Origin of the sequence: Corallococcus terminator, assembly GCF_003611635.1 — a bacterium.
GTDB classification, from domain to species: Bacteria; Myxococcota; Myxococcia; order Myxococcales; family Myxococcaceae; genus Corallococcus; species Corallococcus terminator.
Window position 1 is genome coordinate 1 of the sequence record NZ_RAVZ01000273.1, and the last position, 13,692, is coordinate 13,692.

Annotated in this window: 6 protein-coding genes; 4 read left to right on the top strand and 2 right to left on the bottom strand. The window is 66.8% G+C overall.

Annotation, left to right across the window (positions count from 1 at the left end; translation table 11 throughout):
* Window positions 1–69: 69 nt before the first annotated feature.
* From D7V88_RS30340 to D7V88_RS42670, 3 genes are all read left to right on the top strand, one after another.
* A complete protein-coding gene (locus tag D7V88_RS30340; RefSeq protein ID WP_120544112.1) occupies window positions 70–792 on the top strand; it encodes a zf-TFIIB domain-containing protein in 723 nt (240 codons plus the stop codon).
* Window positions 793–955: 163 nt separating this feature from the next.
* Complete coding sequence (gene gspC, locus D7V88_RS30345; RefSeq protein WP_147448923.1) at window positions 956–1,843, top strand: type II secretion system protein GspC; 888 nt, start codon at window positions 956–958, stop codon at window positions 1,841–1,843.
* Between the two features lie 38 nt (window positions 1,844–1,881).
* Window positions 1,882–2,331 carry a hypothetical protein gene (locus D7V88_RS42670; protein ID WP_147448924.1) on the top strand — a complete coding sequence of 150 codons (450 nt, stop codon included), beginning with the start codon at window positions 1,882–1,884 and terminating at the stop codon, window positions 2,329–2,331.
* A gap of 972 nt (window positions 2,332–3,303) precedes the next feature.
* Here the strand turns inward: D7V88_RS42670 and D7V88_RS30355 are convergent.
* Together D7V88_RS30355 and D7V88_RS30360 are read right to left on the bottom strand one after the other, a co-directional pair.
* Entirely contained in the window at window positions 3,304–10,212 is a 6,909-nt protein-coding gene (locus D7V88_RS30355; protein WP_120544115.1) for an RHS repeat-associated core domain-containing protein, read from the bottom strand.
* Between the two features lie 189 nt (window positions 10,213–10,401).
* Complete coding sequence (locus tag D7V88_RS30360) at window positions 10,402–12,363, bottom strand: ABC-F family ATP-binding cassette domain-containing protein (protein ID WP_120544116.1); 1,962 nt, start codon at window positions 12,361–12,363, stop codon at window positions 10,402–10,404.
* A 122-nt stretch (window positions 12,364–12,485) separates the two neighbouring features.
* Between D7V88_RS30360 and D7V88_RS30365 the strand changes: the two genes are divergently transcribed.
* Window positions 12,486–13,692 (top strand): serine/threonine protein kinase (locus tag D7V88_RS30365; RefSeq protein ID WP_279636099.1); only part of this gene is annotated, 1,207 nt, incomplete at its 3' end.

Here is a 13,692-nt window from a genome sequence, read left to right on the forward strand (position 1 = left end):
AGCTGAAGGCGCGGGTCCCCCACCCTGGGGGTCCCTCTTCCAGGAAAGAACCGCTAGGCTTGGGGGCCCATGCAGCCGTGTCCCTGTCCCTACTGCCAGACGACGATGCTCAGCACCTACGCCCGGGGCCTGGCGCGCGACGAGTGTGGTGCGTGCGGTGCAGGCTGGCTCGACGCGGAGGCGCTGGGGAAGGTCGTCACCGGTCCGGTGATGGAGGCCGTGTTCGAGCAGGCGAAGGGAAGGCCCGGGCGGTGCCGGGGCTGTGACGCGGGGCTCCAGTACGTCCCGGGCTGTCCGTCCTGCGGGCGACGGGCGCCCACCTGTCCCGGGTGTGGCAGCGCGCCGCTGTCGGCGGTGGAGCTGCGGGACGTGACGGTGGACGTCTGCGTGAAGTGCCGGGGCGTGGCGATGGACCGGGAAGAGGTGGCCCGGCTCCTGAACGTGACGACACCGGCGCCCCGGGCACCGGACGCGCACGCGCCGGAGATCCAGGCCGCTGACTTCGAACATGAGTACATCCCCGCGCCTCAGGGCATGAACCTGCGGCCCAAGGTGCTGCTGGGCGACGAGCCCGCGTGCACGACCTGCGGGCGCAGGATGGAGCCGCGCTACGGGTTCGTCTGGGAGGAGCGGCTGTTCTGTGGAAGCTGCGCTCCGGAGGGCTCCGCGCCCTACGCCGGTGAACTGACGAAGGCACGTGCCAGTGAGTCCGCGAGCCGCAGGTCCCAGTACCTGAACACCGGCGCCACCGAGTCCGCCGTGGTGTGGCTGCTGTCGAAGCTGTTCAAGTAGCCCCGTGCCGCGCCTGACAGGCTGTCCTTCGCGACGCCACGAGGCCTGACAAGGCGTCCGCGCCAGGGCCTCACCGCGCGGCACCTGCGTCCTGGACGTGCCTGCCAGGGCCCTTGGCCCTCGTCTTGCTCAAGCCTCCTGCGTTTCGCCGAGGGAGGCATTCGTGAACCATGGGATGCGCAGGTCCGTGCAGGGCGGCTTCGCCCTGCTTGTCTTTTCGTGCGCGCTGACAGCGGCGCTCATCGTGAATCAGGTGTTCAATGGCGTCCTGACGCCAGCGCCTCGGGACAGCGGAATCACGGTACGGCTGCCATTGCGCTCGCCTTCAGAGGCCGCGCTGGACCCGGGCCTCCTGGCAAGGCTCACCGGCATGTCCCTTCCGGTTCCCGTGGCACAACCGATGGAGGTGGACCCGGGCCCCAGGATTCCCCGGAGCACGCTGCCCCTGCGACTGCTCGGGACGCTGGTCGCGCAGGATCCACAGTGGTCCATGGCCTCCATCCATGAACTTTCAGGAGGTGTCGCTCGCAGCCTGATGGTCAGTGATGCTTTCAAGGGCGCCCGGGTCTTCGCCATCGAACGGGAACGCATCCTGCTCGTGGTCGACGGGCGGCTCGAATACATCGACGGCGCGGCCCTGCCGGGCGCGGGCCCCACCCCGGTGAATGCCCATCCAGGCGCCGCGATGCCGGGAGGTTCCGGCCTGGGCAAGGGCATCCGGGCCACGGGACCGGACTCCCTCGTCATCCCCCGCGAGGACGTCACGGAGGCGCTTGCGCACCTGGGCGAACTGTCGATGGAGGCCCGCGTGGTCCCTGCCTTCAAGGACGGCCGCCCCGTGGGCTTCAAGCTGTTCTCCATCAAGGACGGCTCGTTCTACTCGCGGCTGGGGTTGCGCAACGGGGACGTGCTCCAGCGCATCAACGGGCTGGACCTGGACGGCCCGGAGAAGGCCCTGGAAGCCTTCACGAGCCTGAGGGAGGCCCGACGCATCGAGTTGCAGATTGAGCGCGGCGGCGCTCCGGTCCGGAAGACCTTCGACATCCAGTAGCCTACATATCTGGATTGCAAAACACTTCCGGGCATCCCTTGACGGAACTGCACGACGTCCCATCACAACAATTGTATTGCCCGCTGGGGCAGACCACGGAGAAGGCACAAACGTTGTCGGTGCAGACACGGCCACCGCTGCACCAGCCACAGGTCAGGGTCCCACCGCAGCCATCCGGAATCGAGCCGCAGTTCTTGCCCTGTGCCAAACAGGTCGTCGGCGCACAGGAGGTGCAGACATTATTGGCACAGGACGATCCGGAGCCACACGTCCCGCAGTTCAGCGTGCCGCCGCAGCCATTTGGAATCGAGCCACAGTTCTTGCCCTGTGCCGCGCAGGTCGTCGGCACACAGGAGGTGCAGACGTTGTTGGCGCAGGACGATCCGGTGTCGCACGTCCCGCAGTTCAGCGCGCCGCCGCAGCCATCCGGAATCGAGCCGCAGTTCTTGCCCTGTGCCGCGCAGGTGGTCAACGAGCAGGAGCACTGAAGGGCACACACGTCGCCTTCGTCGATCTGGCCGTCACAGTCATCATCCGTGCCGTCACAGGTCTCAACCGGGACCTGGCATTGTCCCCACGCACTGCCATTCGCATGGACTTCGCAGGTCTGCGTCGAACTCGCACACGTCCCTTCGGAGTTCCTGCACTCGCGCGTCAAGGTTCCCGACCCCTGCCCCCAGACATTGTCGACGACGCCATCCCGGTCATCATCACACGCATTGCACTGCTCGGGCCCCGCGACCGCCGGTTGGCACGGCCAGTGGGTCCCATCCGCGCGACAGGCCGCTGAAGCGTTCTCACACGTGTACATGGCTTCGGTGCAAGAGCGACGGGTCCCCGGGGGAATGGAGCACGAGAACTGGCCCGCGGCGCAGACGCGGGTCCCGACACAGCCATTCGCCAGCGGGTCGCAGGCTCCATCCGTCAGGGGAAGGTCGTTGAGCCCCTCGTCGATCTTCGAATCCCCGTCATTGTCACAACCATCGCACTTCTCCGGGCCATAGGCTGAACAGGTCCCGTGGAGCAGATTGCCCTCGGCATCACACGTCACGTAGCCCGTCTGGCCACACACCGTGCACGCGACCCTGGACTCGCCCGAGAAACCTCCACAGACAGGATGCTCGTCGCACTCTGTCATCCCCTTGCACCCATTGACGTTGTAGCACGCCGTCGGTGGCGGCGGCGGGTTCGGACAGATGGCGCGCGCAGGGCTGGCCCCCAGGACGAGCACCGCCAGGAGGACACACTCGACCCACCCGAATGCGCTCCGCGTTCTGGCCGCGCGGCTCGACGGCTTCATGGAATCACCATGACCGTCCGGAGAATGGCCAGGCCCAACCCTGTCAAACCGATGAAGAGGAGGACAGCGGCCAGGGGGATCCTGAAGGCTCCGCCCCAATTGCCCTTCCAGACGACCACCGCCGCCACCCACACGACCAGCGAGCAGATTGCCAACCACATCATGGGACATCCCCCTCTTCCTGCTCCAACAGCATCCGCTCGTAGTCGGCGGAAATCTGCATCGCCTCATAATAGCGATACCCCAAATAGCCAACCGTGCTCGCGGCGCCGCCCATCGCGCCATAGATCAGTGACTTGTCGACGTAGTCCATCGCGGGATCGAAGATGAGTCCGTTCTCTCCCATGTTTCTGGGCTTGATATCGTTCACGTATCCAATCCGCCTGCTGCCCTTCAGATAGGCCTTCAGGAAGGTCCTACGCGTCGCGGTGGGGCCCACGTCCTGAAGGATGAGCAGCCCGTTCCTATAGGAGAAAGGCGTTGCCATCTCCTGCAGCCGGGTCAGGGCACGCACCTGACAGGACAGGGAGTGCTCTCCCCAGGCTCGCATCAACCCCGTGGCGTTGGGATCGACACGCTTCACCCAGAGCTTCCCGATCCTGCGGATCTGGAGTCCCTTCGGGAGGGGCTTCCACCCCACGGCGGGAGCCACGACCGCGGCTTCGGGGACGGCGGCCGTGGTCGCACGGCTCCACCCCAACCCGCGTGCCCACTTGAGCGCAAATCCGGAGAGGCCCCCGTAGAGGGACACCACCCGCAGCGCGTCCTCGGCCACGCCTCCGAAGCCACCCTCCGCGGTGCCCTCGCCCAGACGCAGGACATCCGTGACCTGGGTGAACAACTCGACCGCGACGGTGATCTGCGCCAGACCGCTGTTCACGGCTCGGGAGTTTCCAGGTTGGATCTGCTCCAGGAGCCACTGCCGGTAGGGCTTGTGGCCCCGCTTCATCCAGGAGTCAGCGATTTCAGACGCGCTCCCCCAGGGAAGGACGGAGGCCGTGCTCCCACTGGTCTGGATCCTCAAGCTGCTGCCACCATCCACGGTGTGCCGTGCAACAGCGGCCGTGGCATCGTCGGTGCGGATCGATCCCGAGCCAGGAGCGCTCGAGCCCAGGAGCTTGGAGACGGCCCACGGGACAAACCCCGTCGCCAGGCTCAGACCTACCCCCGTGCCCACACCGATGTCCGACCCACCATAGGAGCCCGACACATAGTACGGGGAGAAGCCGGAGGGGTCCGTGTACCGCAACGGGTTGTTGAGGACGTAGGCGTAGGCGTTGAACGACTGGCTGCCGGTCGGGTCCGCCAAGACGGGATCCGGGCTCAGGAAGCGTCCCAGCCGGGGGTCATACATCCGGCCCCGCATGTTGATGAGCCCCAGCTCGTCATCCTGCTCGTGCCCCGTGAAGCCCACGCGCCCACCGGACAAGGGCGCCGTCGCCGGTTCGGTCAGGTTGACGTCCCGCCTCCGTGCCCCGAACGGATCATACTTGAGCCGCTCGGCGGCCCCTCCCAGTGAAGACAGGAGGGTGTCGGGAGTGCCAAGCCGATCGTTCAAGAAGAAGCGGGTGCGCTCCTCCGACACATGGTCCTGCCACACGACTTCGGCGACGACGCCGTCGGGTCCGGGCACCTCAAAGACATGCGTCGTCTTGTTCTGTCGCTGGTAGACATTTCCCAGATAGACGACTTCGGAGGAGCCGCTCCCTCCCGAGCTGCGCTTGCGAGCGCGGGAACCCTTCGCGTCATACACGAAGTCCACTTCATTCCCCGCCTCCTGGATGCGCTGAGGAAGATCGAAGCTCGTGTACTCCACGCTCCGAAGGATGGAACCCGTCTGACCGTTCATCTTGAGGGTCTGGTTTCCCCTCCGGTCATGATTGAAGCGCAGGACGTCCCCACCCTGGCTCACCTTCTTCACCGCGTGCGGCCCTCCCGACAGGCCAGGCTCGGAGTACGAATACACCATCGACGTGCCGGTCCCCGCGACGATGTTTCTCGCCAGGAGGTTTCCAATCTCGTCGTACACGTACCTGTTCGTGGACATCCGGCAGGCGCCGTCCTGCTGATACAGCGTCCAGAGTTCCAACCGGTCCAGCGGGTCGTATTCGAACTTCTCCGTGGACTTCAGCACGTGGTCATGACGTGCGGTCAGGTTTCCGCCTTGCGTGTACTCATAGAGCAGACGCTGGACGTTGACGCCTCCCCGCTTCGCCTCCAGCAAGCGGACCTGCCCCTGGACGTCGTAGCGGCGGACGCGTTCGATGTCCTGCCCCAGCCGTTCGCGGGTCACCTGCCCATTGACGTCGCGCTCCAGCCCCGTCCAATACGCCTGGCCCGACGCTGCGTTCCTGACCGCGATCAAGTCCCCCTTCGCTGAGTAGTCATACTTGATCTTGAACTGACGCCCATCACCTGTTTGTGGGTAGGAAACAGAGTCGCGCCGTCCCTGGGCATCATGGGTCTGGGTGACAGTGAGGATCTCCTCCTCCCCAATCCGCTGCGAGACGGAGACCTGACGACCCAGGGAATCATAGGCATAGGCCGTTGCGACCACCGGGCTCCCCACCAGTTCGGCGCTCATGAAGGCCAGTTTCCCGAAGCCATTCTGGGCCGTGTCCCAGGTATAGAGGGTCGTTTCCTTCACGACGCTCCCCACCCGGGTCTGGGTCTGGGACACCCGGCCCAGGACGTCATACGCGTGGGTGGTCACGCTTCGCCCGGCGTCCCCCTCCTCGCCATCCGCCTCCCATTTGAGTTCACCAAAGGCATTGTAGGCGTGCAGGCGGACGCCCGCGTTGGGATCCTCCGTACGGACCGGTTGGCCCAGCCTGTTGAAGGTCGTGTTGAGTTGGGAGCCCTTCGCATCGACGATGCGCACCAGGCGATTGAACGCCCCGTACTGGTATTTCGTGCTCACCTGCTGGGCGCTGTTGAAGGCATCCACGCTTTCGGTGAGCAGCCCGTGCTGATCCACGATGCGCCGACCCTTCCGGCCATCCGCGTCCGTGAGCACCGTCGCCGTGCTGTAGGCGCTCGCGGAATAGACGAGTCCGCGGGTCCCGCCGCCCGACATCGTCTGGGACGTCACCCGCTCCAGATTGTCGTAGATCACCCCGGTCGCGGCAGGTGCCGAATCGGGAATCTCCGCCTGGAAGCGGGGAAGGAAGTGGGACACCACGGCATCCCGGGCGTTGTACTTGAAGTCCGTATAGATGAATGGACGGGTCGGCTCGAAGCCCTGGACCTTCTCCTGGACCGGCCGGCCCAGCCCGTCAAACCGCACGGAGGACTCATCCAGGGTGGCCCCGGGCTGCCCCCCGCCGCCGTCACAGTCCTGGGTGGTCGCCGTGTCGCGGACCACGAGTGAGGTCCGGACCCTGGGCAGCCCGTTCTCCCATTCGTAGTGTTGCTGGAGCGAGGTGCGATTGCAGACGGCCGCCGACGCCTTGTAGGAAGGCACGGACGCCCGGACGCGCCCGAAGCCGTCGTACTGATAGCGCGTCCGTGCCCCATTGGGGTCCGCGGTCTGCGCGAGCACGCCCAGTCCCGGGTGGAAGGCGAAGCGGGTCACTCCCCCGGCGCTGTCCACCACATGGCGCGGATAGACCTGATCCCACCCGTCATACACGACGGATTCTGTCCGGGTCTGACCGCCCCCCTCGCGGGTGAAGCCTGACATCATCCCCTTGTCATTCCAGGAGAGGGTTGTCTTCAAATAGAGTTCGGAGACCTGGGGCTGGATGGCCGCCTCACGACTCTCGGGTTCGCGCTCCCTGACGCTGAGTCGTCCCTTGTCGTCGAAGGTGAAGTCCATCACCTGCGTGGACTGGGGATCCACGCTTCCGCAGCCCACCTCCGGAGCTGTCAGTCCGCACTTCGCCCAGGTCCTGGTGACCCTCCAGGTGCCCTGTGGCAACCCGGTGGTGGGATTGTTCGTGACGTTCGAGGTGGAAACGGCGACCTCCTGCGTGCTGTCCGCATCTCGCACGCGAAGGATGCTCGTGAGGGTGTTGCCATGGGCATCCAACGTCACGACCCGCTCGGAATTGGAGAGCGGGGTGGGCGCCTGCCCCTGCCGGAGCAACTCCGTCTTCTCGGAGATGAGCCGGGCATACCGCTGATAGCGCCCGACGGAGGGCTGCTGCAGCGCGTACTTCCATTCCACCACCCGACGCTGCTGCTCCTGGAGCGGGGCCGAGAGCTGGGTCGGAATCACCGACACCTCCTTGAGGGGCTGATGCGCCAGCCCCGGCAGGCACAGCCCCAACAGGTCGGTGCAGAGCGGGTAGAGCGTGTTTCCGTAGGTGGTCGTCGTGACCTCGCCGGACTGTTCATCCATCCGGGTGCGCTCCGCGAACCCCAGCCAGCCGTGCCCACGCACGCTCTGGCGCCCGTCCTTGTAGAAGAACCGCCAGCTTCGTTGCGGCTCCGCCCCAAGGTTGAGGGACATGCGGCGGACCACGCGCGTCGACTCCATCGCCTGGCGCACCCCGGCATCGTCGCTCACGCTGGACGTGTAGACCTTCAAGGTCGCCTGGGGGTCGCAGTTGCTCACGGCCGGATCACACCGGCTCGAAAGCGAGGCGTATTCGAAGGTGTGGTTGATGCCGGAGAACCCCTGTCCATCCGGCAACCGGGTGCCTCCATGGACCCGCAGGAGCACATCCGAGCCGTGCTTTCGCACCGCCACGCGAAGCCTGTTCCCCACCCTCCGGGTGATGTCGAGCAGACCATCCCCGTTGACATCCGCCACCTGCAGCCACTTCAGGTTGTCACCCGCCACGAGCGACAGATCCTGATGCTCCGTGAACTCGCCCAGGGAACCGGCCCGCACGACGCGCAGGACCCGGTGCGGCAGGACCACCAGCATGTCCGTGCGCCCGTCCCCGTCGAAGTCTCCCGTGCGCTTGTCGATGTACTGGTCGGTCACCACGATCCGCTTCCACACGGTGGCGTCGACCGCTCCCCGCTTGCCGTCGTTGTATTGGACCTCCACGCGCGGGAAATAGGAGGTCGTCCCGTCACGGCCCATCGAGACCGCGTCCGCCAGCCCATCGCCATTGACGTCCACGAAGTCGAACAGGCTCTCGAGCGGCGTCTCCGCGGGAGAGCCGAACCAGAACGGCGTGGTGAATTGCGTCGGCGTCTCCACGAGCGCCCCGCTGTTCTGGGCTTCACTGACCGACGTGAAGTGGGTCGGGTCCGCTTCGGAGGGCCCCACGAGGCTCATGCGACCACTGCCATCCAGGTCGACCGCGCGCAGGCCGTAGCTCGGCCGGGTGAAGACCCGGGAGGCCGTCTGGAGCTTGACGCCGCTGCCGCCCAGCCTGACGCCCACCCGGTCCGCCGTGTTCTGGGGAGGGCTGCCGATGTAGGCCATGTCGTTGAGCCCGTCCCCGTTCATGTCCAACCAGTAGACGCTCCGGGAAGAGCCCCAGACGGAGTCATAGAGGTCCGAGTGGCGGTAGCCGTACTGGGTCTCCAGGACGTCCAACCCATTGACGGTGAACTCCCCGACCCGACAGGAGAACGACGCGAGGCTGGACTTGCCGAAGCCCTCCCAGTCGACCACGACGGGACGGAGCGACGGCCGGGTCGGGCAGAGCAGGGAGTCCCAGGTGGAGTTTCCGTAGGGGAACTCGATCTGCCACGGGTTGAGCGCGGCGTCCTTCAAGACATGCAACCGGAAGACGTCGTGCCAGTGCTCCCGGTTGAAGCTGGGGTTCAGGCGCGGGTCGAAGCGCTCATAACAGGGCGCCTCGTTGTAACCGCACTGTTCGGTGAACAGCTTGACGGACTGGTCCAGGTACCCCAGGGCATAGCGCCCCGCCCCCACTCCGAACACGTGCAGGCCCCCATCCGTCACGTTCTGCTGGATCTCTCCCGCGTCCTGGTCATCGAACTCCCACGAGCCGGGTTCCCAATCGAAGCGGACCGGCAGATTGCAGATGTCCTGTCCGTCGCACTCCTTGATTTCGGACAGGAGGCTGCGCTTGCTGAGGCTGCCGTTCGAATACTGGAGCGTGTAGGTGCGAAGCAGCGCTTCCGCGCCACTCGCATCCGGGCCACGCATCTCAATGGAGGACAGACGGAAATCGCGGCGGACCTTCGCCCCCGCGATGAACCCCAGGAAGACGTCGGGCCTCGGCTGGTAGCGGAACTTCACCGAGCGGAGCGCCGGTTCATCGCCCACGCCTCCAGCCCCTGGCTTGACGAAGCTCGTGTAGAGGATTCGATCGGGCCGGATCCAAGCCCCCAGCGCGCCAGGATTGGCGCCCTTCTCATAGAAGACATCCAGGCGGTTTCCCGCACGGTCCGTGACGACGGTCTGGGCCCAGGCGATGGGCCCCCCCACGCCACCACTGAAGATGCCATCCGAGCGCGCCCCCGTGGCGCCGAAGGTCAGGATCAATCCCTCGCGGGTATAGGCACGGAAGATCCGGGGCACGGCTCCCGCCCCCATCTGCTCGATTACCACCCTGGCATAGGAGTCATTCTCGGTGCGGAACTCAGGCGGCGCCGTTCCGTTCGGGTCGGAGACGAGCACCAGGCGCTCCCCATCCAGGCAGTAGCGCGCATCCCGCCAGGAGGCATCGAGGTCCAGCGCCTGGACCACACCATCCTGGGTCAGGGTCTTGGAACAATGCGTGATCTGGGACATGCCCGAGAGGTTGAACCCCACCCCGAGCGGCCCATCAGGACTCCGACTGTTGTAGGCGATGGAGAGGTTGGGCTGGAGGCCAGCACGTCCCTCGGGAGCCCAAAGGGGAATCGACACGGAGGCAGCGCCATCACCAGACACGTCCGTGGAATAGGGGGTCGTCGCGGTGGAGGCCTGTGCCGGACTCGCGACGAGCGTATCGGACGGCACCTCCAGGAGACTTGTGTCCTGGAGCCTGGCCGTCTGGGTTACCCATGGGCCCCCATGGAACCTTTCCCCCTCCTCGAGGCCCCCCGCGCTGGGGCTACAACTGACAAGCTGGCTCCAGTACAACAACAGGGTCAGGTACGCCCCAGCCTGACTACAGACACTCCGGGTCTTCCCGGTCCCATCACCACGGTGCATCGCGGCGACTTACCAATCTTCTGTGTGAAAAAGAACAGATTGGCAGTGGAGTGAATATTCATTGCGCGGCGCGGGCCAATGCCTTGCGGGATGCCTTTCAATCCCTGCCAGAGCGGCGCCAGACGGCCCGGAAGCTTGTCATTCCAACGGGTCCGGAAGGGTCCCCCGCACGCCTCCCTCCAGCAAGGCTCAGGCCTGCGCCGCCGCCAGCTTTTCCTGCGCCACTTCCCACCGGGCATAGAGGTCTTCCAACTCCTCCTTGCCCGCGCGGTGCCCGTCCATCAGCGGCTTGGCCCGGGCGAAGTCGTTGTAGAGCACCGGGTCCGCGAGCTGCGCCTCGCGCTCCTTCTGCTCGGTCTCCACCTTCGCGATGCGCTCCTCCAGCTTCGCGATCTCCTTCTTGATGGGGCCCTCCACCACGGAGCGACGCTGGCGCGCTTCGGCCTCCAGCCGTTTGCGCTCCTTCTCCGACACCGTCGCCGCGCCCGCCCCCGCGCCCTTGCCGCCGGCCGTGCTGGTCTCCGCGCCCTCCGCCGCCAGCCGCTGCTGCTCCTGGTGGTAGAGGTATTCGTCCAGGTTGCCCGGATGCGACGTGAGCTTGCCGTCCGCCACCTCCCAGACGTGCGTGCACAGGCCGTTGATGAAGCTGCGGTTGTGGCTCACGAACAGCAACGTGCCGCCGTACAGCTTCAGCGCTTCAATCAACATCTCCGACGAGTCCAGGTCCAGGTGGTTCGTCGGCTCGTCCATCAGGAGGAAGTTCGACGGAGTCAGCAGCAGCTTCGCCAGGGCCACGCGCGCGCGCTCACCACCGCTCAGCACGCCGATGGGCTTCTCCACGTCGTCGCCGCTGAAGAGGAACGCGCCCAGGACGCCGCGCACGTAGCTCTCCGGCTTGTCCGCCGCCAGCGGCCGGACCTCTTCGATGATGGTGTTGTCGCGGTCGAGCTTGTCCGCGTGGTGCTGCGCGTAATAGCCCACCACCACGTTGTGCCCCAGCGTCACCTTGCCGGTGTCCGGGGCCAGCTCCCCCGCGACCATCTTCAGGAGCGTCGTCTTGCCCGCGCCGTTGGCGCCGACAACCGCGATGCGTTGGCCCCGCTCCAGCCGCGCGTTCAGGCCGTCATAGACGGTGAGCGCGCCGTAGCGCTTGGTGATGTCCTCCATCAGCACCACGTCCCGGCCGCTGCGTTCCACCTCCGGGAAGCGGAACTTCATCGTCTGCCGCTCTTCGAGGAGCTGCACCTTCTCCAGCTTGGCCAGCATCTTCGCGCGGCTCTGCGCCTGCTTCGCCTTCGTGGCCTTCGCGCCGAACCGGTCGATGAAGCCCTGCAGCTCCGCGCGGCGCTGCTCCACCTTCTCCGCCTTCGCCTGGAGCAGCACCATCTCCTCGGCGCGCAGGCGCTTGTAGTCCTCGTAGTTGCCCGTGTACTCGCGCACCCCCTCCATCTCCAGCGACACCACCCGGTTGATCTGCCGGTTGAGGAAGTCGCGATCGTGGGAGATGAGCACCATCGCCTTGTTGGAGCGGCGCAGGAACCCGTCGAACCAGGCCAGGGTCGGCACGTCCAGGTGGTTGGTCGGCTCGTCCAGGAGCAGGAGATCCGGGTCCTGGAGCAGGAGGCCCGCGAGCGCCGCCCGCATCCGCCAGCCGCCTGACAGGGCCTGCGTCGGCTTGGCCAGGTCCGCGTCCCGGAAGCCCAGGCCCTTCAGGATGCGCTCGGCGTGGTGCCGGCCGTAGCGGTTCTCGAAGTCGTCCAGCTCCGCGTGGAGGTCCGCCAGCGTCTGCGCCAGCTCCAACTGGTCCTCCTCCTCCACGGCCGCCGCCAGGGCCGCTTCGGTGTCCCTCAGGCGCGACTCCATCGCGTCCCGGCCGGGCACGGTGCTCATCACCGCCTCCACCACCGTACCTTCGGGTAACCCCGCGATTTCCTGGGGTAGATAGCCCGCCCGGGCCCGGCGGCTGTACTGGATGGTGCCCCCATCCGGCTGGCTCGCCTTGGCGATGATCTTCATCAGGGAGGACTTCCCCGTGCCGTTGGCCCCCACCAGCCCCACCCGGTCCCGGGGGCCAAGTGTGAAGTTGTCCTCATCGAAGAGGACCTTCTTTCCGTAGGCGAGGCTGATGTCCTGGGCGATGACGAGGCTCATGGCGGGGCGGAGATAGCAGCCGGAAGGCCCCACGGGAACGCCTCAGATGCCTGCCTGACTGCCCAGGGGGCACATCTCTCGGGTTGGGCATGGCGCGCGGCTTGCCTATACTCCCGCCACCCATGGCCGCCCCCTGCCCCCATTGCGGAAGTACCGACGGTCAAGATCACCTGTGCGCGGCGCAGAGCCTCCAGCTCCTGGGCCAGGTCCTGGATGGCCGCTACAAGATTGAGAGCGTCCTCGGCCAGGGCGGCATGGGCATGGTGTTCCGCGCCACCCAGACCTCCGTCCAGCGCCCGGTGGCGGTGAAGACGCTCAACCCGTCGCTCGCCGCCGCGCCCCAGTTCTTCGAGCGCTTCCGCCGCGAGGCGGAGATCGCCAGCCGCCTGCGCCACCCGAACGTCATCACCATCTTCGACTTCGGCCGCGCCGCGGACGGCACCTGCTACTACGTGATGGAGCTGCTCAAGGGCGAAAGCCTCAAGGAGCTGGTCAAGCGCGAGGGTCCCATGACCCTGCGCCGGGCCGTCAACCTCCTGGAGCAGGCCACGCTGGGGCTGGCGCACGCGCACGAGGAGGGTTGCGTCCACCGCGACCTGAAGCCGCACAACATCATGGTCCAGGCGCTCGACGGGAAGGACTTCGTCAAGGTGCTGGACTTCGGCCTCGTCAAGGCGCTGGAGCAGGACGAGGAGGAGCAGCTCACCTCCACCGGCCAGGTGCTGGGCACCCCCCAGTACATGCCCCCCGAGCAGGCCGGCGGCGAGTCCGTGGACCAGCGCTCCGACCTCTACTCCATGGCGGGCGTGCTGTACTTCTGCCTCACGGGCAGCTCTCCGTACGGCGCGAACACCGTGCGCAAGGCGCTCACCGCGTCGCTCACCCAACCCGTGCCCCTGGTGGGCACCAAGCGCCAGGGTGCGCCCGTGCCGCCGGAGCTGGACGCGTTCTTCGCCAAGGCGCTCTCCGCGGAGAAGGAAGACCGCTACCAGAACGCGCAGGAGTTCATCGACGCGCTCATCGACTCCGTGGAGGGCCTGTCCCCGGAGGAGCTGGATGCGCACCCCACGGGCGGCGCCCCCGGGGCCGACCGGGGCACCGGCAGTCGCAGCCGTCCGGGCGCGGGCTCCAACAGCCGCGCGGGTTCGGGCAGCCGCCTGGGTGCCGCCAGCCGGGCCGGTCGCGCGCCCGGGGCCGGCACGGGCACCAACGCCAGGTCCGCGTCCCGAGTGGGCGCGGCCCCAGCCCGGGGCACCACGCCCGCGGGTGGAGCACAGGCATCGGCCCGGCCTCCCACGAGCACGGGCAACCCTCCCCTCTCCCAAGCCA